Raw genomic sequence first — 21,534 nt, 5'->3', positions numbered from 1 at the left:
ACTAATGATCCTGATGATCACGAAAAACCGTCAATGACCAGTTAAACTTGATAGCGCCTAAACGAATGAGCAAAGTTGAGGTCATGCCAGCAGCTAGCGCTATTAAAGGTTGGTAGGGCACGAGCGCGACATAGACGGTGGCGCCGATAAGACAGGTGGTTGCGTACAGTTCGCTTTTCAAAACCATGGGGATATCGCGCGCCAGAACATCGCGCAACATACCACCAAAGCAGGCTGATATAGTGCCCATGATGATAGCGATAAAGGGTGGGAAACCGGCTGATAGGGTTTTCTCCGCGCCCATAGTGGCGAAAAAGGCCAGGCCAATAGCATCTGCAACCATGAGTGTGTTCATGGGAATATAGGCTTTAAATCGCAGCCATATGATGGTGAGCAGAGCGGCAACAATTATGGTGTATAGATAGACTGGATCGTGGGTCCAGAATACCGGCAAGCCAAGAATGAGATCGCGCGTTGTACCGCCACCAATCGCTGTCGCTGAGGCTAAAACCAGTACACCAAAACCATCCATCTTTTTGCGAAACGCTAATAACGTACCGGCTACCGCAAAAACCGCGACACCGGCATGGTCCGTCCAGTAAAATATTAATTCCATGAGTCATCAAAAAGTAGCAATGGTATGACTTAGTTTGTCATTAACCTTTATAGATTCCCAGCATAAATTGATTGGCTATTTGGACTTCATAATTTTATGATGGCATGAATTTAAAAGCTGCTATTGAGCTAAGGAACAGCGAGAATGAGTGCAACCGAGTACACGACAAAACATGCAGTTGATGATCTCGTTAGTAGCTACCAACGAGTTCCCATGTTAGTGATCGCAGCGCATCCTGACCGGTCGCGGATAGGTGAACGCGCAGCGTTAATAGATTTACACAGTGAAGGGAGTGACTACCTAAGTAGGGTAAAGCCAGAATTTGCCAAAAATGGTAATGCTGGCAGAGCATTACTTGATGAATTTATCAGCCGCTCGCCAATCATTTTTCAGCGCGAGTCGGGTGGTCGTATTAAGCTAAAAGCGCATAGCACAAAAACAACGGTCACCATTGCCGGGCGTGGTGTTCAGGACGAATATATTCTGAAAGAAAGTGACCTCGATAACGGTGTCGTTATTGGTCTAAACCACCGCATTGTTTTACTTTTAAAATTATTGCCACTGCAAGATTCCTCGGTAGATGACAACGATGTGCTGTTTGGTATTAGCTCTGATATTCGAGCCATTCGGGATCGCGTTTCTCAACTGGCCGGTATGGACCTGCCGGTTATGATTAGAGGTGCTGCCGGAGTGGGTAAGCAACAGGCCGCCTTTGCAATTCATCAGGCCAGCGAACGTCGGGAGCAGCCTTTTATTAGTGTAAACTTGGCTGCAATACACGATGCAGTTGCAGAAGCTGAATTGTTTGGTAGTTATCGTGGCGGTAGCCGACAACCTGGCTATTTTGAGCAAGCTGGCGACGGTACTATTGTACTGGAAGACATCGAGGATGCCTCGCCGAGTTTACACCGTTTGCTTTATACTGTTCTGCAAAGCAAATCTGTTGTACCGGTTGGTGCAGAAGAAACGCAGCCAATTACATGCCGTATTATGCTGACCAGTCATCAGGACTCTGGCGGCTTTGAAGAGAACTCAACGCTGTCCATGTTAATTGAAAAGCTTTCGGCTTATCAGTTATTCATCCCGCCATTAACCGAGCGTCGTGAAGATATCGGTTTGTTATTCGATTATTTTGTACGTGAGCAGTGGCGTAAGCTTTACGCTGACCGCTCTCATGATGTCAAGATTCCCGGTGAATTGATGAGCCAGCTGCTGACCTTCCATTGGCCTGGTAATGTGCGCCAGTTGCGAAATGTAGCGCGTCAGGTCGTTATTGATAGCCGCGAGCAAGAGCAATTGCACCTCGACCCGCAGCTTTTATCTATGCTTAAGCCGAGCAACTCCGGCCATTGGGAAGATGAAACCAGTGTTCATCGCAAACCCAACAGCGTTAGTCGAGATGAGCTACTGGAAACATTGCGCAACTGCCGGTTTGAGCTGCAGGCAACCGCTAAAACTTTGGGTATCTCCCGGGCATCGGTATATCAGCTTATTCAGCGTTTTGAAGGGGTTCACACAGCGCAGGATTTATCCGAAGAAGAGATTAAAAAAAGTTATGAGCAGAACCGTTCTGACACCGAAAAAATGATGTGGGATTTGCAGGTGTCTCAAATAGGTTTACGGCGCAGGCTTAAAAGTTTGGGATATGATATTTGATAATACTGAGCGGCGTTAAACTTTCTGGTAGTATAGCCGCCTTAGAAAAATTGAATTGCATTCTGGAGTAACTGTCCCCATATCGTGAGATGGTTATCCAAAATTTAATAATAAATTTAAATTAACTGAGGGAATTTTATGGACTTTTTTATTAGCTCAGCATACGCGCAAGAGGCCGGCGGCCAGAGCAGTGGCGGTATGGAACTGATTTTCATGCTGGTCATGTTTGCGTTAATTTTTTACTTCATGATTTATCGTCCACAAGCAAAACGTGTCAAGCAGCATAAAGAGCTGATGGGTGCTTTGAGCAAGGGCGACGAAGTGCTGACTCAAGGTGGTTTGGTCGGTAAAATCACTAAAGTAAGCGAAGACAAAGACTTTCTCGTTATCGCTTTGACTGACGAGCTTGAAGTAACCATTCAGAAAGGTTCTGTGACTTCCGTTCTTCCGAAAGGAACAATGAAGTCTCTCTAATCTCTGACATTAGAAACAGGGGCACGACGTGTTAAATAAATACCCGTTGTGGAAAAATCTGCTGGTTATTTTTGTCGTATTGATGGCAGCGCTTTATGCGCTGCCAAACATTTACGGTGAAGATCCAGCAGTTCAAATTTCCGCAAACCGAAATGCGACCATCGATACCAGCACCATGGATCGCGTGAAGAGCAGTCTGGAAAACGTTGGCATACAACCCAAAAGCATTGCTTTAGAAGAAGAGCAACTCTTAGTTCGACTAACCTCCGATGATGAGCAGTTAAAAGCCCGGGAGAGCATCCTGGAGAGTTTAGGTGATGATTATATTGTCGCTTTGAACCTTGCTCCTGCAACTCCTGAGTGGTTGAAGAGCATTGGTGCGCAGCCAATGAAATTAGGGCTGGATTTACGTGGTGGTGTGCATTTCTTAATGGAAATCGACATGGACGAAGCCGTCCGCAAAATTGTCGATGGCATGAAGGACACGATTCGTGCCGAACTGCGTGAGGAGCGTATTCGTTACAGCGCTGTACGCGTTAATGATACGACGGTTGAAATTGAACTTCGTAATGAAGAAGCTTACGCGGAAGCTGCTGAGTATCTGGATGGTCGTTATCAGGGGTATACGCTGCTGGAAGACGATGAAAACCAACTGCTGCAACTACAGATGAGCGAGCAGAAGCTTGCAGAAACGCGTGATTACGCAGTATCTCAGAATATTACCATTATGCGTAACCGGGTTAACGAGCTAGGTGTTGCCGAGCCGCTTATTCAGCGTCAGGGTTCAAATCGCATTGTGGTAGAGCTGCCGGGGGTACAGGATACAGCACGGGCGAAAGAGATTTTAGGAGCTACAGCAACGCTGGAGTTCCGTATGGTTGACTCCGAGAATGATGTGCGTGACGCCCAGAACGGTCGGGTACCTTTCGGTAGCGAGTTAATGCCAATGCGCGACGGTCCGACTCAATTGCTGAAAGAAGACGTTATTCTGACTGGTGACCATATTGTTAACGCAGGCGTTGGTTACGACGAGTACAACCGTCCGCAGGTTAATATTACCCTGGATGGTGCCGGTGGTAATAAAATGTCTATGGCAACTAAAGACAATGTTGGTCAGCCTATGGCAACCGTCTTTATTGAATATAAAGCCACAGACGAGCGCGACGCTGAAGGTAACTTACAGTTCACCAAGAACGCGGAAGTTATTAATGTGGCAACAATCCAGTCTCGCTTAGGTAGCAATTTCCGTATTACTGGAGTGGGCGCTAACGAAGCTCAGAATCTGGCGCTGTTACTTCGCGCCGGTGCACTTATCGCACCGATTCAAATTGTCGAAGAGCGTACTGTAGGTCCAAGCTTAGGTCAGCAGAACATTGATTCTGGTACCCAGGCTATTTTCTGGGGCTTTGTATTAGTTCTGGCCTTTATGGTGCTTTACTACAAAAAGTTTGGCTTAGTTGCAAACTGCGCTTTGGCAGCAAACCTGATTCTTATTATCGGTGTTATGTCGATGATTCCGGGAGCAACACTGACCTTACCGGGTATGGCCGGTATTGTACTGACGGTTGGTATGGCAGTCGATGCTAACGTACTGATTTTTGAGCGTATACGCGAAGAAATAAAAGCAAAACGAAGCCCTCAACAGGCAATTCATCACGGTTATGACAGTGCCTTGTCGACCATTGCCGATGCGAACGTAACCACGCTGATTGCAGCGCTTATCTTGTTCGCTATTGGTAACGGGCCTATTAAAGGCTTTGCCATCACTCTTGCTATCGGGATTATAACGTCCATGTTTACTGCGATAGTCGGAACCCGTGCCATTGTTAACTCAGTTTGGGGCGGCAAAAAGCTGTCTAAACTGTCTATTTAGGGGGAGCCATGCAAGAGATAATTAAAACCGATGAACGACTTCCCTTCATGCGCTTCCGCGGAATTATGGGTCTTATCAGTGCATTACTGGTAGTAGCTTCCATCGTTTCGCTGTCAGTTAACAAGCTCAACTTTGGGTTGGACTTTACTGGTGGAACCTTGCTTGAAGTTGGATTTGAAAGTGCAGCTGATTTAAGTCGTGTTCGTGGTGCATTAGATGAAAGTGATTTCGGTGACGCTGTAGTGCAGAACTACGGGTCGCAGGAAGACATACTGATTCGACCGGAACCTCGTGAAGGGGTTAAAGCTGAGCAATTGGGTACTACAATACTCGAGTCGTTGCGTGCCGAGTTTGATCAGACCGTTGAAATGCGTCGTATCGAATTTGTTGGCCCAAATGTGGGCGACGAATTTATCGAGCAGGGCGGGCTGGCGATGCTAACCGCTCTTATTTGTATTTTACTCTACATTGCGATGCGTTTTGAGTGGCGTTTAGCCGTGGGTGCTGTAGCAGCACTAGCGCACGATGTCATTTTAACCTTAGGGTTATTCTCCATATTGCAGTTAGAGTTTGACCTAACGGTTTTAGCGGCCTTACTGGCGGTTATCGGTTACTCAATTAACGATACGGTGGTGGTTTGTGACCGTATTCGCGAAACCTTCCGTAAGTTTGCTAAATTGACGCCAATTCAAACCGTCAATCGGGCACTAACCGACACATTAAGCCGTACAATAGTGACCTCGTTGACAACGATACTGGTGTTATTGACCTTATTCTTCCTGGGTGGACCATTAATTCATGGTTTTGCTACGGCGCTGTTATTTGGTGTGGTTATTGGTACCTATTCATCCATTTATATCGCCAGTACCGTCGCACTGAAATTTGGTGTGAGTCGTGAAGACTTAATGCCACCAGAAGTGGAAAAAGAAGGCGCGGATCAAGATCCGCTGAACTAGTCTTACGGTATAATTTGAATGGAGTGCATAGACATGTTGGCCGTTGTTTCACCTGCTAAAAACCTGGATTACGAAAGTGACTTGCCGGAACTGAATGCTACTCAGTCACGTTTGCTGGATAACGCGGAGGAACTGGTTGAGGTTTGTCGGCAATTAAGCCCGCAACAACTGGGGTCGCTAATGAAAATTAGCGACAAGCTAGCGGGCTTGAATGCTGCTCGCTTTCAGGAGTGGCAACGGCCTTTTAATGAAGATAATGCACGTCCGGCCATGTTTGCATTTAATGGTGACGTCTATACTGGTTTAGATGCTGCCAGCCTGAATTCAGAGGCCATTGATACGGCACAAAAGCAGTTGCGGATTTTGTCTGGTCTTTATGGTGTTTTACGTCCTCTGGACTTGATGCAGCCGTACCGACTGGAAATGGGGACCAAGCTGGATAACCCTAAAGGCAAAAACCTGTATGAATACTGGGGCGATACCATTACGCAGACGCTCAATGATGACCTGGCTGAGCTGGGTAGCTCAACTTTAGTGAATTTAGCTTCCAATGAGTATTTCTCGGCGGTCAAGCCAAAAGAGCTCAATGCGGACGTGATTACTCCCGTGTTTAAGGATGAAAAAAATGGTCAATATAAGGTCATTAGTTTTTATGCCAAGAAGGCAAGGGGGCTAATGGCGCGATTTATCCTGAACCAAAAGCCAAAATCCGTGTCTGATTTAAAAGAATTTGATGCAAATGGCTATAGTTTTAATGAAGCTATGTCCAGCGATAAACAATTGGTTTTTTGTCGTGCTGAGCAAAAATAAAGGAGCGCACAATGAGTGACGACCAGGTTGAAACATCAACGGCAACAGAAGAAGCAAGTCGAAAAACGACTTGGGTTGTTGTTACGCTTATTGTGTTAGCGGTTATCGCTGCCATAGTATGGTGGTGGCTGCCGGCTTCTGAAGACAAGAAGCAACAAACCGAAACGGTAAAGGTTGATCAACAACAATCAACCGAAGTTCAGGTTGAGGGGTATGAAGAAGCGTCTGAAGAACCTGAGCCTGAAGTTGAGCCAGAACCGGTTCCAACCGAACCAGAGTCTGAACCGGAACAAGAGCAGGCTGAACCTGAGCCGGAACCTATTGCTTTACCGGAGCTGGACAATAGCACACCGACGGTGCTTCAGAATCTAGATTCAACCGACGTCAACATTCGTCCATTAAAAAGCTCTCAGATTATTCGCGACGCAGTTGTGCTGATGGATAACATCAGTAATGGCAGCGTTGTTCGTGAACGCACGATTGTTCAGCGCCCCGACGGTCGCTTTAGTGTGTTGGAGGTTGATGGTGAGCTTTATATTGACGAAAACAGCTATCGTCGATACGACACTCTAGTGGACTGGTTTGTGAGCCTGCAACCTGGTGCGCTGGCGGAAAATTATGACTTGTTTAAGCCATTAGTACAGGAAGCTTACGCCGAAATTGGCTATCCGGAGTCAGATTTTGATGACACCTTATTGGAAGCCATTAATGTCATGCTTGAAACGCCGGTGCCAGAAGGGCTGGTTCAGGTAGAAGATGATAGCGTTATGTATACTTTCGCTAACGATTCTTATGAGTCCTTACCGGCAGCGCAAAAGCAATTACTGCGCATGGGACCTGAAAATATTCAGCGAGTGAAAGAAAAGTTACGCGAAATAAGACAGGTACTAAAGTAATTTTATGACCGATAAACAAGTAATCCCGGAATTCGTTAAAGGCGAATTCCCTGTTACCCAGAACCGCTTTTTACGTTGGGTGGGTCGCTTTGGCTTACGCGTATTGGGCGGTTGGAAAATTAATGGCGAAATGCCTCACGTAAGAAAGGCGATTCTTCCGGTTGCGCCGCACACATCTAACTGGGACTTTCCGGTTGGGGCCTGCGTCATGTTGGCTATGGGCTTAAAGCTTAACTACTTGGCAAAGAGCAGCTTGTTCCGCTTTCCACTGAAAGGTTTGTTAACCAAACTGGGTGGGCTTCCTATAGACAGAAGCAGTGCGAATGGTGTTGTAGGTAATATGGTGAGAGAGTTTCGCGAAAAAAATGAACTGATTTTAGTGATAACTCCGGAAGGCACAAGAAAGCGCGTAAAAGAGTGGAAAAAAGGCTTTTTGCACATGGCACAACAAGCTCGTGTCCCAGTTGTTCCTATTGCTTTTGATTATGCGCGCAAAGCCATTGATATAGGCCCAGCACTAATGATTGGCGACGAACTGGAAAAAGAGCTTGCCAGGGTTAAATCGTATTTCGAGCATGCGCAGGGTAAGCATGGAGAAGCGTGTTGAAAATGCTGCTTCGCATTTTTCTGCTCATGTCGATACTGCCGCTATTTAATGCGGCAGCAGCGGCAGACTTCTGGCAAAAAGAATGGGCTGTTCCTGAATACGCTGAGGGTGACAGCTTAATTATCCGCCCCATTAAACGCTCCGACACTGCTCGTTTCTTCCACAGCTATATGACCTCGCAGAGGTGGCTTTATGAGCGCCTGGGCTGGTCCTGGCCGTCAGAAAAAAGTACATCTCAGCAAAACGAAACCATGGTGAATTACCATCTGGAACAGGCTAAAGCGCAAACGGCTTTTACTTATTTGGTGATTGATAAGGAAGATAAGTCGATTATTGGTGCTGTCTATATGGTACCGGTAGCTGCCAGTAGACAAGAAAAAAATGGCATTTCACGTAATGCGTATAACGCTGAAGTCAGTTGGTGGCTTTTAGAATCGGCCATTGACGATAACTTACATAATGATTTTTTTGTGCTTTTAAAAGACTGGCTGGAAGCAAGTTGGCCCTGGCGGCAAGTGCTGTTTCCGGTATCAGAAAATAACGAAACAGCTTTGCAGCTACTGGAAAGTAGCAGTGCCCGCTCGCTGGGTCGTGACTTAGATGCCCAGGAAAGGTATTTCTCCTACTCAATTTCACGCAAATAGCCCCACATTGTGCTATGATCGCGCGCAATTAACGAACGGTTAATAAGGAAAACTCATGCAGGTAATTGAAGGTGGAATAAACGCGGCTGGTAAAAAGTTTGCCATTATCGTTTCTCGCTTTAACCATTTTATGGTTGAAAGCTTATTAGACGGTGCTGTGCAGACATTAAAGCATTACGGTGAAGTAGCGGACGACGATATAACCGTTGTGCGTGTTCCTGGTGCTTATGAAATGCCGGTAACAGCGAAACGTCTGGCCAGCTCTGGTAAATACGACGCAATTATTGCGGTCGGTGCGGTTATTCGCGGTGGTACACCACACTTCGAGTTTGTTGCCGGTGAATGTAATAGTGGTTTAGGCCGGGTTGCGACCGAGTTTGATTTACCTGTCGCATTTGGCGTTATTACCACAGATACGCTGGAACAAGCCATTGAGCGCAGTGGCTCTAAAGCCGGAAATAAAGGCTCGGAAGCCGCATTAAGCGCGCTTGAAATGGTCAATGTACTGAAACAACTCTGAGATACTTCAAATGAAACCCGCAGCAAGAAGAAAGGCCCGTAAGTTGGCCGTGCAAGCAATTTACTCATGGCAATTATCGCAAAATAGCTTTAGCGATATTGAGGCTCAATTTTTAACAGAAAATGACACCAGCAAAGTGGACGTTGACTACTTTTTAGAGTTACTTCGTGGTGTTGGCGGGCATTGCCGGGCACTGGACGAAGCGCTGGGACCATTTTTAGACAGGCCGATTAAAGAGCTTGACCCGATTGAACTGGCGGTTCTTAGGTTGGCTGCTTATGAATTGCGTGAACGCGTTGATGTTCCTTATAAAGTGGCTATTAACGAAGCAATAGAACTGGCTAAATCTTTTGGTGCCGACGAAAGCCATCGTTTTGTCAACGGTGTACTCGATAAAGCTGTAGACACTCTCCGCCCAACCAGGCAGTAACTTATGCCCCGCGATGAATTTTCGCTCATTAATGAATACTTCACTCATCGCTCCGCAAAACGGGGCGATGTTGCTATGGGCATTGGAGATGACGGCGCTGTTGTCCGGCCAATGCCTGAGCATGACCTGGTCATTGTTACCGATACGTTGGTAGAAGGTGTGCATTTTGATATGACCACACCACCCCGTGCTATTGGTCATAAAAGTGTTGCTGTCAATTTAAGCGACCTGGCAGCTATGGGGGCGCAACCATGCTGGATTAATCTGGCCTTGACGCTTCCTAGTATGGATGAAGACTGGCTTCAGGAATTTAGTGGTGGCCTGGATGAAATTTGCGGTTATTACGACTGCCAGTTAATTGGGGGCGACACAACCAAAGGCCCGCTGACAATAACCATTACAGCTCATGGTCAGCTGCCCTCGGGTAGCGCGATACCGCGTTCCGGGGCAAAGGCGGGCGACTGGATTTACGTCAGCGGCTCTTTGGGTGATGCGGGCCTGGGCTTGCAGGTTACGCAGAATAAAGTGAGCGCGACCGGACGACATTTGCAGCAGGTAATAGAACGACTGCATTACCCCACTCCCAGGGTCGCTTTAGGACAAAGCCTGCGGGGCGTCTCAAGCTCCTGCATTGATGTTTCTGACGGTCTTCTGGCCGACTTAAGACATCTAATGAAAGAAGCCGGCACTCAGGCGCAACTGGAACTGGAAAAGCTGCCCCTGTCGCTGGCGTTAACCGAAACCCTTAAGGTGGATGACGCACTTGCTTTGGCTTTGACCGCCGGAGACGACTACGAGCTTTGCTTTACTTTACCCGAGGAACATCGGGGGCGTATGGAAACATTAACCACGCACCTTAAGACCCGGCCGGTGTGTATCGGTCGCGTAGCGAACGGTGAGCCCGGTGACATTCAGCTGCGCTATAATGGTGAAGACTGGTTGTTGGCTGAAGGTTATAGCAGCTTTAATCATTTTCCACAGAACGAAGCCACTAAATAAGACGCTAAAGGAGCCGCAAGCCCATGTCTCATGCGAAACTTTCATGGTGTAACCCCATACACTGGCTTGCGTTGGGCTTTGGCTCCGGTCTTGCTCCCAAAGCGCCGGGTACTTTTGGAACCCTTATTGGAATTCCGGCCGTTTTTTTATTAGCTTCACTTAACTGGTGGGAATATCTGCTGGCTCTGGTGATAATGACGCTGGCCGGTATTTGGATATGTCAGTATACCGCTAAGGCCATGGGTGAGCACGACCACCCTTCAATAGTTTGGGATGAGATAGTTGGCTATGCTGTCGCTATGTTCGCACTGCCTGTAGAGCCTTTTTGGTTGCTGGCGGCGTTTGTGTTGTTTCGCATTTTTGATATCTGGAAACCCGGCCCAATTGGCTGGGCAGATAAAAAGCTAAGCGGCGGTAACGGTATTATGATGGATGACGTGCTGGCGGGGATTTTCTCGGCAGTAATACTGCATTTAGGCTGGTGGTTGTCAGGTCTGCTTGGCTAAAGCAAACCTGACCTTATCATACTTCAATTTTTCTTAGTAAAGTCATTCACCTGACGTTCAATACCTGCAGCATCCAGGCCCAGTTCGGCACGAACTTCACCTTGCGAACCGTGTTTAATAAATTCGTCCGGTAAGCCTATTGTTAACACTTTCGGGCTTGCTTCCTGACGGGCAATGTATTCGCTCACGGCACTGCCTGCACCGCCTGTTATGACGTTTTCCTCTACGGTTACCAGCACTGAATGGGTTGTCATTAACTGGTCCAGACAAGCAGTGTCCAGAGGTTTTACGAAACGCATATCAACGACGGTGGCATTAAATTTGGTTGCCGCGGCTTCTACCTCAGGCAGCAGGGTACCAAAATTAAGGAAAGCAATATTCTGTCCCTGTGTAAGGGTTTGAGCTTTTCCTATCTCAATAACTTTACCCTGACGAACCTCCAGGCCAACGCCGGCTCCACGAGGGTAACGAACCGCTGCCGGGCCTCTGTGCTGGTAGCCAGTGGTTAGCATGTCCAGACACTCTTGTTCATTACTGGGGGCCATGACTATCATATTGGGTATGCAGCGCAGGTAGCTTAAATCAAAGGCACCCTGGTGGGTTGGTCCATCTGCGCCAACGATACCGGCGCGGTCAATGGCAAAGAGCACATCAAGGTTTTGCAAAGCGACATCGTGAATGAGCTGATCGTAACCGCGCTGTAAAAAGGTGGAGTAAATGGCGACAACAGGCTTAAGTCCTGAAATAGCCAGACCCGCTGCGTAAGTCACACTGTGCTGCTCAGCAATAGCAACATCGAAGTACTGTTGTGGAAATTGCTGTGAAAACGTCACCATACCAGAGCCTTCACGCATGGCTGGTGTTATTGCCATGAGTGACTTGTCATTACGCGCGGTATCGCACAGCCATTGACCAAAAATTTCAGAATAGCTGGGAATGCCTGGTGCTTTCTGAGGCAGGCTAGACTCCGCAGGATCAAACTTTGGCACGCCATGGTAACCAATCGGATCTTTCTCCGCAGGTCGGTAACCTTTGCCTTTTTGCGTCACAATGTGCAGCAATTGCGGACCGCCTAAACTGCGCATGTTCGATAAGGTTTCAACCAGGGTATCGACATCATGACCGTCTATCGGACCGATGTAATTGAATCCCAGCTCTTCAAAAATGGTACCTGGTGCCATCATGCCCTTCATGTGCTCTTCGGCACGGCTGGCAAAATGGCGAATATGAGGGAGCGGGCTGAGTAATTTTTTGCTGCCTTCCCGCAATGAGGTATAAAAGCGACCTGACAATAAGCGGGCAAAATGATGGTTCAGAGCACCAACGTTTTCTGAAATAGACATGTCATTGTCGTTCAGTACGACCAGCATATCCGGTTTTATATCACCAGCATGATTCATGGCTTCAAATGCCATACCGGCGGTCATTGCACCGTCACCGATAATAGAGACAACTTTCTGTCGCAGGCTTTGTCTTTGTGCTGCAACCGCCATTCCTAAAGCTGCTGATATAGACGTACTTGAATGCCCGACTGAGAGGACATCGTATTCACTTTCTTCACGCCAGGGGAAAGGATGAAGCCCGTCTTTTTGACGAATAGAGTGCAACCGCTGTTTACGCCCGGTCAGAATTTTATGTGGGTAAGCCTGATGGCCAACGTCCCAAACCAGCTTATCCTCTGGTGTGTGATATACATAATGCAGGGCAACCGTGAGTTCTACGGTGCCTAAACCTGACGCCAGATGGCCGCTGCTTTGGCTCACTGAGGTTAATAAAAACTGTCTGATTTCTGCGCACAGTTCCGGCAATTGCGTCCGTGGTAAACGGCGCAGGTCAGCGGGGGAATTAATTTTATCAAGTAACGGATATTGTTGAGTCATTCAGTTAGTGGTCCCGCTTTAACAGCAAGTCGGAAAATTGTTCAAGTCTGTCTGTATTGTAAGGGATATCGCTTAACGACTGTAGTGCTTTATGATGTAAGTTTTGCAGGCGTTGCTGAGCACCTTCTATACCAAGCAAACGCACATAAGTTGACTTTTCAGACGCGGTATCTGACCCCTGAGGTTTCCCCAGAGCTTCAGTGTTACCTGTTACGTCGAGGATATCATCCTGTACTTGAAATGCCAGCCCCAGGTAATGAGCGAACTGCTCAAACTTTTCCCGCCATGGTTGTGAATTGTCATTGCCGCACAACACACCCATAGTGGCGGCGGCTGTTATCAATGCACCGGTTTTACTTAAATGCATTTGCTCCAGCGCACTTTCGGTAAGACGTTTTGCTGTTGCCTGTAAGTCGATTGCCTGACCTGCACACATTCCTCGGGCACCGCTGGCTTTAGCCAGTACCTGAACCAATTGCAGTTGCCGTTCACTGGGCAATTGTTCCATACGGCTTTCGGTTAAGACTTCAAAAGCCAGTGTCTGTAGCGCATCTCCGGCTAAAATGGCTGTCGCCTCGTCGTAAGCAATGTGGCAAGTTGGCTGACCACGGCGTAAGTCGTCATCGTCCATTGCTGGCAAATCGTCATGAATTAACGAATACGCGTGTATCAACTCAACTGCGGCAGCGGCTCGCAGAGCATCATTTTTATTGGCGCCACAAATGTCGGCAACGCTCATTAGCAGGTAAGGGCGAATACGTTTTCCGCCCATTAACACACCGTGCTGCATTGCCTGACTCAGACGCGAATTCAGGGTTAACTGCGCAAGCGTTTGCTTTAAGAAGGTATCGACTTGTTCTCGTGTTTCTGCTGTTAACGAGTTAATCGTCACATCAGTTCTCCATTGCTTTCATCATTTCCAGATTGCTGCTCGGCCAGTAAGGTTGTCACTTTTTGCTCGGCTTGCTGCAACTGCTGCTGGCTGGACCGTGACAAGGCAATGGCTTGTTCGAATTTCTTCAGCGATTGTTCAAGCGGCAAGTCGCCTTGTTCCAGTTCATTAACCAGCTGTTCTAACTGCTCCAGAGCTTGTTCAAAGGATTGCTGTTTCTGTTCGTCTGCCATAGCTGAGTCTGCCTTAAAATCTGTAATGAGCTGCATTGCTACTAGAATGAAAGTTAATTATCCGATAAAGAATCCGGAATGTCAGCCGATGATCTCATTATTCCTGTGTAAGATGAACAGATGTCGCTTGTAAGCGCGACGCGATTGTTTAAGAATGAGCACAACAGCATAAATGAAAACTCAAATCGGGGAGGAAGGCTGAGTGGATATAGCAACGCTCTTAGGAATTATAGGGGCCATCGGCTTTGTCATCGTTGCTATGGTTCTGGGTGGGGACATAACCCTGTTTTTAGAGACTCAATCGTTCTTTATCGTCTTCGGCGGTTCATTATTTATAACCTTAGCAAACTTTTCTCTGAGCCAGTTTCTGGGCACGGGAAAGGTGGTCGTTAAAGCGTTTTTCTTTAAGATTGAACATCCACAAGAGCTTATTGATACTGCTGTTGAGATGGCCGACTCTGCGCGTAAAGGGGGGTTTCTGGCGCTTGAAGAAGCAGAAATTCCGAATAAATTCTTTCGTAAAGGCGTAGACATGCTGGTTGACGGCCATGATGCCGAAGTTGTCCGGCAAACCTTGTCGAAAGACATAAAAATGAGTTTTGCCCGCCATGAAGAAGGGGCCCGGGTATTCAAAGTACTGAGCGATGTAGCGCCAGCTATGGGTATGATTGGTACCCTGATTGGTCTGGTGGCTATGCTGTCTAATATGGATGACCCTAAAGCGATAGGGCCAGCGATGGCCGTTGCTTTGTTAACAACGCTTTATGGCGCCTTTTTAGCTAACGTTATTGCCATCCCTATTGCGAATAAACTGTTGTTGCGTGCTGAACAGGAAAAGTTGAACCGACAATTGATACTGGACGCCATTTTAGGCATTCAGGACGGTCAGAACCCTCGAGTCATTGAAGGTATTTTACGTAATTATTTAGCGGAATCTAAGCGTATTGGCAATGAGGATGAGGACGAGTAGTTATGGCCTCAGAGAAAGTCAGAGACGAAGAAGAAGAGGACTGCAACTGTCCGCCCCCGGGACTGCCTATGTGGATGGCAACCTTTGCCGATCTCATGACTTTGCTCATGTGCTTTTTCGTGCTTTTGCTGGCTTTCTCCGAAATGGACGTGCTGAAGTTTAAGCAAATAGCGGGTTCAATGAAATACGCTTTGGGTGTACAAAATAAAATAGAAGTCAAAGACATACCGAAAGGCACCAGTGTTATTGCCCAGGAGTTCCGGCCCGGACGGCCGGAGCCAACGCCCATTGAAACTATCCAGCAGCAGACCGTGGAAATGACGCAGCAGATGCTTGAGTTCCAGGAGGGGGAGTCTGACTTTGCCGGTGGTCAGCAAACTGAGCGTGGCGGACAGGAGTCCGACAGCGCGGAAGACCAAAAAGAGGCCGAAGCGGAAAACACCGAGGCTATGACGCAAGTATCCGAGGAGCTTATGCGTCGTATCGAGCGACAGCTTGAGAATGAGATTAAAGCCGGCACGATTGAGCTTGAGCAGCACGGGCAGCAAATTATTATTCGCATACGCGAACAAGGCTCATTCCCAGAGGGCTCGGCATTTTTACAGCCGCAGTTCCGGCCTATTATTCAGCAAGTTGCCGGGGCACTGAAAGATATTCCCGGTGAGGTGACCATTTCGGGTCACAGCGACAACGAGCGCCTGGTATCTGAAATTTACTCGTCACGCTGGGACCTTTCCAGTAAGCGGGCGGTTGCGGTTGCAGAAGAAATGCTGAAAGTGGATGACTTTAACGAAGAGCGGCTGGTGGTGATGGGGTACTCCGACACAAAACCGCTGGTACCGAATAACTCGGAAGAGAACCGTAAGCGAAACCGTCGCGTTGAAATATCGGTCATGCAGGGTAAGGCGGCAGAATCAGACCCCGTTGATGTTATCGACTGAGCGCTGGTTTCTGCCGGGCAGGACACGTATAATTGCGCACTTTCCTAAAGACTTGACGATTTTGCTATGAAGTTTGTTGTTCGCCTGCACGCTGAAATTACCATAAAAAGCCGTTCTGTTCGTAAGCGTCACGGTAAAGTACTGACCAATAACCTGCGTAAAATTCTGGCTCCGGTCGACGACTCGATATACGTCAAATGGTTGTGGGATCGCATCGAAGTCTCAGCTCGTGGTGATGACGCGGCGGTGCGTAGTGAAATCAATGACATTTTACAAAGCACTCCCGGTATTTCCTGGTTTGCAGAAGTTATAGAGAGGCCACTAACCGATTTTGAGGCGATTGCCGAATTAGTTGGTGAACACTGGTTAAAGCGCTTACCGGGTAAAAGCTTTGCTGTGCGGGTTAAACGTAAAGGTCATCACGAGTTTAATTCACAGCAGTTAGAACGTTATGTGGGTGGCTATTTGCTGGAGCGAGCTCCGGATACTTCTGTAAAACTTTCTAATCCGGACCTGGACATTGCGCTGCAAATTACTAACCAGATTGTGCATTTGGTCGGTGAACGAATTAACGGCTTAGGTGGTTTTCCCATTCCTACTCAGGAAACCGTACTGTCATTGTTAAGTGGTGGTTTCGATTCCGGCGTTGCAACCTATGAGTTTATCCGGCGCGGTGCACGAACTCACTTTTGCTTCTTTAATTTAGGTGGTGACGCCCACGAGCTGGCGGTTCGCCAAATAGCCTATTACTTGTGGAAGCGTTACAGCTCCTCGCACCCCATTAAGTTTATCAGTGTTGATTTTGCCCCTATTGTTGACGACATTCTGACAAACGTGGATAACGGTCAGATGGGCGTGGTATTAAAACGGCAAATGCTGCGGGCTGCGGATAAAGTTGCTCGTTATGTCAAAGCGCAAGCGTTGGTCACTGGTGAAGCTATGGGGCAGGTGTCCAGCCAGACTCTGTCTAACCTGAGGGTAATTGATCAGGCTACGTCTGCTTTGGTTTTACGCCCGTTAATAACCAAAGACAAACAGGAAATTGTGGACGAAGCAAAGCGCATTGGCACCGAGCCATTGGCTAAATCCATTCCTGAATATTGCGGTGTTATTTCTAATAAGCCCACAGTTAAAGCCATTCCGGCGGTTATCGAAGCCGAAGAAGCGAAGCTTAACAAAGATTTACTGGAGCAGGTGGTTCAGGCGGCAAACGTACTGAGCATGCAGGATATAGCGACGCAAACAGACGCAGAACTGGCACTGCCGGATACCACAACGGAACTCAGTAGCCAGACAACCATCATAGATATTCGAAACGCGGAAGAAATTGAAGCAGCGCCTTTGTCAGTAACAGCCGAGGTTATTGAAATTCCATTTTTTAAGCTAGCCACTCAGTTTGCTGAACTGGATCAAAGCCGGGAATACTTGCTGTTCTGTGATCAAGGCATTATGAGTCGGATGCAAGCCTTGTTATTGCACGAAAGTGGTTATAACAACGTATCGGTTTATAAGCCCTAAATAAGAGAGAAGGAAACTATGCTGGCAAGAGCCCTTTTTTTAATTGTGTTATCGACAGCCACCTTTCTCTTTTTGTGGCAATTCCCAAGTGCCGGAGCTCAGAGCATTCCGCATCTGGATAAGCTGGTTCACTTTGGCATCTTCTTTGTTCTGGCACTAACCTTTCACAGAGCGTTTGCATTGTCAGTTAAACTGTCGCTACTGATTTTAGTTTGTTATGGCTTATTAATAGAAATAGCCCAGTCTTATGCGCCCGGGCGTAGTGCTGATGTTTACGATTGGTTAGCGGATGCCAGTGGGGTTGTTGCTTACTTTATTTTGCACCATTTATTAAGCAAGAAGCCGCGTTAACGCGACTTCTTCTTTTTATCCGTTTTCTTTTTCACTTTTTTCTTCGACCGGGACTTTTCAGTCGATGGAAATTTATATTGAGGCTTTAATCCTTCAATTGTCCGCCTGTCGAGTTTGGCGTCCAGGTAACGCTCGACACGCCCCAGTAATAGAGCATCGTGCGCTTCTACCAGTGATATAGCCGTTCCTTTTTGTCCGCCACGGGCTGTGCGCCCAATACGGTGTAGATAAACGTCAGCCTGTTTAGGTAAGTCGTAGTTAACTACCAAAGTAATGTCGTCTACATCCAGTCCTCGCGCTGCAACATCAGTAGCTACTAAGGTAATGTCTGTCGTTTGCTTAAGCTCATTCATAATGCGCTGGCGATCGCTTTGTGGCATATCACCCCGTAGCGTCACAATTTTACGGCCGGTACCAAACTGGCTGCGCAGAAAGTTTGCAATAAGCTCCACGCGCTCACGCGTTCTGACAAAGACAAACTGCCGGCCAGGGTGCGTTTGAAGCACACTCATTAACAGTTTGCGCTTATGTTCATCGGTATCCGCTAAATGAGCCCATTGAAGAATTTTACCGCGCTCACGTTTAGGTGGCTGCACATCAATGTATTCGGGCTCAGTTAATAACTCGCGGGAAAACTTAATAACGCCAGAACTGTTTAACGTTGCCGAAAGTAATAACGACTGCTGGCGATGACGTGCCTGCAATGCCATTTCTTTTACTGTTGCGGCAAACCCCATATCCAGCATGCGGTCGGCTTCATCAATAATGAGCCATTCAATGCCTTCCAGGTTGTATTGCTCGGCTTCGAGCAAATCCATAAGTCGCCCAGGAGTCGCTACCAGTATGTCGTGTGTCTTCTCTAATACCGACAGCTGCGAACCATAGTTGATGCCTCCGGTAACAACCACAGAGGTTAATCCGGTTTTGCCCTCAAACTGTTTTGCCTGCTCATGAATTTGTTCAGCCAGTTCGCGCGTTGGTGCCAGCACCAGTATACGAGCTGGTCCCGGTTGCTGACGCGGGAAATCCAGCAAATGTTGCAGTGCCGGCAGCAGGAAAGCCAAAGTTTTACCTGTTCCGGTTGGTGCGCTAATAAGTAGATCGCGACCATCCAGAGCGGCAGGAATACTTTGCTGTTGTACTTTTGCTGGTTTGTTCAGTTCGGCATCGCGAAGAACCGCTATTAAGCGGTCATCGAGGTCAAACTCTTCCCAGTCTGGCGTCATGTTATTTTCCTTGAAATCGTCTTGTCTGCTGCAATTAACGTAGCAGCAATAAAGCGGAGTTAGTTGTCTGTAGCAGGCTGGTTGTGGTGCTGCCTACTAAAAACTGACGAATACGTGAATGACCATAAGCTCCCATGACCAGAAGATCAATATTATGCTCTTCCTGGTACGCATGAAGTGCAGGCTCAACTTCGCCCGAGCGTATTTCAAACCGCGAGTCATGTCCCAGCTCTCGCAAGTGGTTAGAGGCCGCTTCGATGGATGCGCGGCTGTCGTTTGTATCAGCGCCGACCATAACCAAATGTAACGGAAGGCCTCTGAATATTGGGCTTTCCGCAAGCATGCGAATACCTTTACGGGAGGAATCACTGCCGTCGAATGCTAACATCACGTTTTTAGGCTCAGTAAATTCCTCAGGTGCGACCAGAATCGGTCTGTGCATGGTTCTTACAACGGTCTCAAGTTGGCTTCCGACACGGTTGGTACGGGTAGTTTCTTCGCCATGAAGACCCATAACAAGCAGTCTCATGGAATCCTCTATTTCTAACAAGGATTCCGCTAAGTCGCCGTGTCGCTGGCGTAAATTAACCTGTTCAACACCACTTTGGGCGGCGCGCAATTTTGCACTTTCCAACATGTGATGGCCTTGTTCTAAGGCCAACTTGCTGCGTTGCTGATCAAGTTCTGCTAGCTGCGCAAGCAAAGCCTCCCGGCTGCCTAAGCCGATGTTTCCGGTCATATTGGTTTCGGTCGGGTAACGTGCTTCGTCCAGAACATGAAAAAGCGTCAAAGGCGTTTCTAAGCGTAAGGCCGCCCAACTGGCGTAATCACAAACAGATTGAGTTGACGCAGAACCATCAATACAAGCAACAACATGTTTCATTATTGAATCCTTTTCCATTAGTGTCCGCCCATCAGCTTATCAACAGCGTCGGGTTTATCATGTACGCCAAAGCGGTCAACGATGGTCGCGCTGGCTTCATTAAGCCCTATTACTTCCACTTCAGCACCTTCACGGCGGAATTTTACTACAGCACGGTCAAGAGCATCGACGGCGGTGATATCCCAGAAATGGGCCTGGCTGAGGTCGATGACAACCTGCTCAACCCCTTCTTTGAAATCAAATGCGCCAAGAAACTTTTCAGATGAACTGAAAAATACCTGACCAATGACCCGATAAGTGCGTTTTATGCCGTCAGAGTCAATCTCCGACTTAATGTAAAGGTAATGTCCAATTTTGTTCGCAAAGAACATAGCGGCCAGCAGCACACCAACCAATACACCATAAGCCAGGTTATGCGTTGCGACAACGACCGCAACTGTTGCAACCATGACAATATTGGTGGACAGCGGATGTTTCCTTAAGTTCTTAATGGAACTCCAGCTAAAGGTACCTATAGAGACCATGATCATTACGGCAACCAGCGCCGCCATAGGAATTTGTACCAGCAGCTTGTCCAGAACCAGAACCATAATCAGCAGGAATATACCGGCAGCTAATGTAGACAACCGCGTGCGACCACCTGATTTCACATTGATAATCGACTGACCAATCATAGCGCAACCGGCCATACCGCCTAACAGACCTGCGCCGATATTAGCAACGCCCTGACCTTTACATTCGCGGTTTTTATCGCTGGGGGTATCGGTTAAGTCGTCGACAATAGTCGCTGTCATCATGGACTCAAGTAAACCCACTACGGCAAGCGCTGCCGAGTAAGGGAAGATAATGGCTAAGGTTTCGAAGTTTAATGGAACGTCAGGCCACAGGAAAATAGGCAGGGTGTCCGGCAATTTACCCATATCACCAACGGTACGAATATCCAAACCTAAGAATACGGCGACGATAGTTAGGGATACAATACAAATCAGCGGAGAGGGCAGTATTTTCCCAATAACGGGAACATAAGGAAAACCGTAAATAATGGCGAGGCCAGCTACGGTCATGGCATACACATGCCAGGTGACGTTTGTCAGTTCAGGCAACTGCGCCATAAAAATAAGAATGGCCAGAGCATTTACGAAACCGGTGACCACCGAACGCGAGACAAAGCGCATCAGTTCGTCCAGTTTAAGGTAGCCGGCAGCAATTTGCAGCAACCCGGTCAGTAGGGTGGCCGCTAGCAAGTACTCAAGCCCATGCTCTTTGACCAGCGACGCCATAAGTAACGCCATAGCACCGGTTGCGGCAGATATCATCCCCGGACGACCGCCGGTAAAGGCAATAACAACGGCAATACAGAAAGAGGCATAGAGGCCCACTTTAGGGTCAACGCCGGCGATGATAGAGAATGCGATGGCTTCAGGAATAAGCGCTAAAGCGACCACAATACCTGACAACAAATCACCACGTATATTAGAAAACCAGTTCTGCTGGATAGACTTCAACATAGATAGATAACACCAAATTTTAATAGTAAATATAAAGCGGCCGGAATGGCCAGAAAAGCAGTGAACAGCCTACTGCGCACCTGTGACAGGAAAGTGACGGCTAGGGTGGCGTAATACGCGTCAGCACGTAGGTGGCTCCTTATAG

General features: G+C 47.7%; 23 protein-coding genes. 16 read left to right on the top strand and 7 right to left on the bottom strand.

Annotated features, from left to right (window positions below; genetic code table 11):
* Nucleotide 1 precedes the first annotated feature (1 nt).
* Complete coding sequence (locus tag U0358_RS10930) at nucleotides 2-616, bottom strand: trimeric intracellular cation channel family protein (RefSeq protein ID WP_317497417.1); 615 nt, start codon at nucleotides 614-616, stop codon at nucleotides 2-4.
* A 144-nt stretch (nucleotides 617-760) separates the two neighbouring features.
* On the opposite strand from U0358_RS10930, the gene U0358_RS10925 reads away from it, so the two are divergent.
* The 12 genes from U0358_RS10925 (at nucleotide 761) to U0358_RS10870 (ending at nucleotide 10,987) form a co-directional block, all read left to right on the top strand.
* The gene (locus U0358_RS10925) at nucleotides 761-2,272 is read left to right on the top strand and encodes a sigma-54-dependent transcriptional regulator (RefSeq protein ID WP_317497416.1); all 1,512 of its coding nucleotides are present in this window, start codon (nucleotides 761-763) and stop codon (nucleotides 2,270-2,272) included.
* A 138-nt stretch (nucleotides 2,273-2,410) separates the two neighbouring features.
* Nucleotides 2,411-2,746, top strand: a complete 336-nt coding sequence (yajC, locus tag U0358_RS10920) for a preprotein translocase subunit YajC (protein ID WP_253619051.1) — start codon at nucleotides 2,411-2,413, stop codon at nucleotides 2,744-2,746.
* A gap of 28 nt (nucleotides 2,747-2,774) precedes the next feature.
* On the top strand, nucleotides 2,775-4,619 hold the full coding sequence (gene secD, locus U0358_RS10915) for a protein translocase subunit SecD (RefSeq protein WP_322406273.1): 1,845 nt from the start codon (nucleotides 2,775-2,777) through the stop codon (nucleotides 4,617-4,619).
* 8 nt (nucleotides 4,620-4,627) lie between these two features.
* Nucleotides 4,628-5,575: a protein translocase subunit SecF gene (secF, locus tag U0358_RS10910; RefSeq protein WP_322406272.1), complete on the top strand. Its 948-nt coding sequence runs from the start codon at nucleotides 4,628-4,630 to the stop codon at nucleotides 5,573-5,575.
* 33 nt (nucleotides 5,576-5,608) lie between these two features.
* Nucleotides 5,609-6,385 (top strand): peroxide stress protein YaaA, encoded by a 777-nt coding sequence (gene yaaA, locus U0358_RS10905; protein ID WP_322406271.1) that lies wholly within the window; start codon nucleotides 5,609-5,611, stop codon nucleotides 6,383-6,385.
* Between the two features lie 11 nt (nucleotides 6,386-6,396).
* Nucleotides 6,397-7,281 (top strand): DUF3014 domain-containing protein, encoded by an 885-nt coding sequence (locus U0358_RS10900; RefSeq protein WP_322406270.1) that lies wholly within the window; start codon nucleotides 6,397-6,399, stop codon nucleotides 7,279-7,281.
* Between the two features lie 4 nt (nucleotides 7,282-7,285).
* Nucleotides 7,286-7,888 (top strand): 1-acyl-sn-glycerol-3-phosphate acyltransferase, encoded by a 603-nt coding sequence (locus tag U0358_RS10895; protein WP_317497412.1) that lies wholly within the window; start codon nucleotides 7,286-7,288, stop codon nucleotides 7,886-7,888.
* Nucleotides 7,889-7,890: 2 nt separating this feature from the next.
* Nucleotides 7,891-8,532, top strand: a complete 642-nt coding sequence (locus U0358_RS10890; protein ID WP_322406269.1) for a GNAT family N-acetyltransferase — start codon at nucleotides 7,891-7,893, stop codon at nucleotides 8,530-8,532.
* Nucleotides 8,533-8,587: 55 nt separating this feature from the next.
* Complete coding sequence (gene ribE / locus U0358_RS10885) at nucleotides 8,588-9,052, top strand: 6,7-dimethyl-8-ribityllumazine synthase (protein ID WP_011235370.1); 465 nt, start codon at nucleotides 8,588-8,590, stop codon at nucleotides 9,050-9,052.
* A gap of 10 nt (nucleotides 9,053-9,062) precedes the next feature.
* Nucleotides 9,063-9,482 carry a transcription antitermination factor NusB gene (gene nusB / locus U0358_RS10880; RefSeq protein ID WP_317497410.1) on the top strand — a complete coding sequence of 140 codons (420 nt, stop codon included), beginning with the start codon at nucleotides 9,063-9,065 and terminating at the stop codon, nucleotides 9,480-9,482.
* 3 nt (nucleotides 9,483-9,485) lie between these two features.
* Complete coding sequence (thiL, locus tag U0358_RS10875; RefSeq protein WP_322406268.1) at nucleotides 9,486-10,481, top strand: thiamine-phosphate kinase; 996 nt, start codon at nucleotides 9,486-9,488, stop codon at nucleotides 10,479-10,481.
* A gap of 23 nt (nucleotides 10,482-10,504) precedes the next feature.
* Nucleotides 10,505-10,987 (top strand): phosphatidylglycerophosphatase A family protein, encoded by a 483-nt coding sequence (locus U0358_RS10870; protein ID WP_322406267.1) that lies wholly within the window; start codon nucleotides 10,505-10,507, stop codon nucleotides 10,985-10,987.
* Between the two features lie 23 nt (nucleotides 10,988-11,010).
* Here the strand turns inward: U0358_RS10870 and dxs are convergent, their stop codons facing one another.
* Genes dxs through U0358_RS10855 form a run of 3 tightly spaced genes read right to left on the bottom strand, consistent with a single transcriptional unit; the run spans nucleotide 11,011 to nucleotide 13,992 of the window.
* Nucleotides 11,011-12,867 (bottom strand): 1-deoxy-D-xylulose-5-phosphate synthase, encoded by a 1,857-nt coding sequence (gene dxs / locus U0358_RS10865; protein WP_317497407.1) that lies wholly within the window; start codon nucleotides 12,865-12,867, stop codon nucleotides 11,011-11,013.
* A gap of 4 nt (nucleotides 12,868-12,871) precedes the next feature.
* Nucleotides 12,872-13,759, bottom strand: a complete 888-nt coding sequence (locus U0358_RS10860) for a polyprenyl synthetase family protein (RefSeq protein WP_322406266.1) — start codon at nucleotides 13,757-13,759, stop codon at nucleotides 12,872-12,874.
* Nucleotides 13,756-13,992 (bottom strand): exodeoxyribonuclease VII small subunit, encoded by a 237-nt coding sequence (locus U0358_RS10855; RefSeq protein ID WP_011235364.1) that lies wholly within the window; start codon nucleotides 13,990-13,992, stop codon nucleotides 13,756-13,758. Before U0358_RS10855 ends, U0358_RS10860 begins: the two co-directional genes overlap by 4 nt.
* Nucleotides 13,993-14,194: 202 nt before the next feature.
* Here U0358_RS10855 and pomA point away from each other — a divergent pair, with 202 nt between their 5' ends.
* The 4 genes from pomA to U0358_RS10835 all read left to right on the top strand — a co-directional run bounded on the left by pomA (nucleotide 14,195) and on the right by U0358_RS10835 (nucleotide 17,772).
* Nucleotides 14,195-14,962, top strand: coding sequence for a flagellar motor protein PomA (gene pomA / locus U0358_RS10850; protein WP_322406265.1), 768 nt, complete (start codon nucleotides 14,195-14,197; stop codon nucleotides 14,960-14,962).
* A gap of 2 nt (nucleotides 14,963-14,964) precedes the next feature.
* A complete protein-coding gene (locus U0358_RS10845) occupies nucleotides 14,965-15,903 on the top strand; it encodes a flagellar motor protein MotB (protein WP_322406264.1) in 939 nt (312 codons plus the stop codon).
* 66 nt (nucleotides 15,904-15,969) lie between these two features.
* A complete protein-coding gene (gene thiI, locus U0358_RS10840; RefSeq protein ID WP_317497402.1) occupies nucleotides 15,970-17,421 on the top strand; it encodes a tRNA uracil 4-sulfurtransferase ThiI in 1,452 nt (483 codons plus the stop codon).
* Between the two features lie 18 nt (nucleotides 17,422-17,439).
* Nucleotides 17,440-17,772 carry a VanZ family protein gene (locus tag U0358_RS10835; protein WP_322406263.1) on the top strand — a complete coding sequence of 111 codons (333 nt, stop codon included), beginning with the start codon at nucleotides 17,440-17,442 and terminating at the stop codon, nucleotides 17,770-17,772.
* Here U0358_RS10835 and srmB read toward each other — a convergent pair.
* The 3 genes from srmB to U0358_RS10820 are packed head-to-tail and all read right to left on the bottom strand — an operon-like array spanning nucleotide 17,769 to nucleotide 21,389.
* Nucleotides 17,769-18,998, bottom strand: a complete 1,230-nt coding sequence (gene srmB, locus U0358_RS10830) for an ATP-dependent RNA helicase SrmB (protein ID WP_317497400.1) — start codon at nucleotides 18,996-18,998, stop codon at nucleotides 17,769-17,771. The genes U0358_RS10835 and srmB overlap by 4 nt on opposite strands.
* A 34-nt stretch (nucleotides 18,999-19,032) precedes the next feature.
* Nucleotides 19,033-19,881: a universal stress protein gene (locus tag U0358_RS10825; RefSeq protein ID WP_322406262.1), complete on the bottom strand. Its 849-nt coding sequence runs from the start codon at nucleotides 19,879-19,881 to the stop codon at nucleotides 19,033-19,035.
* 17 nt (nucleotides 19,882-19,898) lie between these two features.
* Complete coding sequence (locus tag U0358_RS10820; protein WP_322406261.1) at nucleotides 19,899-21,389, bottom strand: SulP family inorganic anion transporter; 1,491 nt, start codon at nucleotides 21,387-21,389, stop codon at nucleotides 19,899-19,901.
* Between the last annotated feature and the right edge of the window lie 145 nt (nucleotides 21,390-21,534).

Origin of the sequence: Idiomarina sp. PL1-037, assembly GCF_034422975.1 — a bacterium.
GTDB lineage: Bacteria > Pseudomonadota > Gammaproteobacteria > Enterobacterales > Alteromonadaceae > Idiomarina.
Note: the sequence above shows the minus strand (reverse complement) of the source record. Positions and strands in the feature narration are given on the sequence as shown.

Bases quoted from the DNA above. Each gene is read 5' to 3' on its own strand.
- U0358_RS10890 (WP_322406269.1), top strand. From the start codon at position 7,891: ATGCTGCTTCGCATTTTTCTGCTCATGTCGATACTGCCGCTATTTAAT.
- U0358_RS10870 (WP_322406267.1), top strand. From the start codon at position 10,505: ATGTCTCATGCGAAACTTTCATGGTGTAACCCCATACACTGGCTTGCG.
- yajC (WP_253619051.1), top strand. From the start codon at position 2,411: ATGGACTTTTTTATTAGCTCAGCATACGCGCAAGAGGCCGGCGGCCAG.
- U0358_RS10895 (WP_317497412.1), top strand. From the start codon at position 7,286: ATGACCGATAAACAAGTAATCCCGGAATTCGTTAAAGGCGAATTCCCT.
- ribE (WP_011235370.1), top strand. From the start codon at position 8,588: ATGCAGGTAATTGAAGGTGGAATAAACGCGGCTGGTAAAAAGTTTGCC.
- nusB (WP_317497410.1), top strand. From the start codon at position 9,063: ATGAAACCCGCAGCAAGAAGAAAGGCCCGTAAGTTGGCCGTGCAAGCA.
- thiL (WP_322406268.1), top strand. From the start codon at position 9,486: ATGCCCCGCGATGAATTTTCGCTCATTAATGAATACTTCACTCATCGC.
- U0358_RS10925 (WP_317497416.1), top strand. From the start codon at position 761: ATGAGTGCAACCGAGTACACGACAAAACATGCAGTTGATGATCTCGTT.
- secF (WP_322406272.1), top strand. From the start codon at position 4,628: ATGCAAGAGATAATTAAAACCGATGAACGACTTCCCTTCATGCGCTTC.
- thiI (WP_317497402.1), top strand. From the start codon at position 15,970: ATGAAGTTTGTTGTTCGCCTGCACGCTGAAATTACCATAAAAAGCCGT.
- yaaA (WP_322406271.1), top strand. From the start codon at position 5,609: ATGTTGGCCGTTGTTTCACCTGCTAAAAACCTGGATTACGAAAGTGAC.
- U0358_RS10835 (WP_322406263.1), top strand. From the start codon at position 17,440: ATGCTGGCAAGAGCCCTTTTTTTAATTGTGTTATCGACAGCCACCTTT.
- U0358_RS10855 (WP_011235364.1), bottom strand. From the start codon at position 13,992: ATGGCAGACGAACAGAAACAGCAATCCTTTGAACAAGCTCTGGAGCAG.
- U0358_RS10820 (WP_322406261.1), bottom strand. From the start codon at position 21,389: ATGTTGAAGTCTATCCAGCAGAACTGGTTTTCTAATATACGTGGTGAT.
- U0358_RS10825 (WP_322406262.1), bottom strand. From the start codon at position 19,881: ATGAAACATGTTGTTGCTTGTATTGATGGTTCTGCGTCAACTCAATCT.
- U0358_RS10930 (WP_317497417.1), bottom strand. From the start codon at position 616: ATGGAATTAATATTTTACTGGACGGACCATGCCGGTGTCGCGGTTTTT.
- srmB (WP_317497400.1), bottom strand. From the start codon at position 18,998: ATGACGCCAGACTGGGAAGAGTTTGACCTCGATGACCGCTTAATAGCG.
- U0358_RS10845 (WP_322406264.1), top strand. From the start codon at position 14,965: ATGGCCTCAGAGAAAGTCAGAGACGAAGAAGAAGAGGACTGCAACTGT.
- U0358_RS10900 (WP_322406270.1), top strand. From the start codon at position 6,397: ATGAGTGACGACCAGGTTGAAACATCAACGGCAACAGAAGAAGCAAGT.
- dxs (WP_317497407.1), bottom strand. From the start codon at position 12,867: ATGACTCAACAATATCCGTTACTTGATAAAATTAATTCCCCCGCTGAC.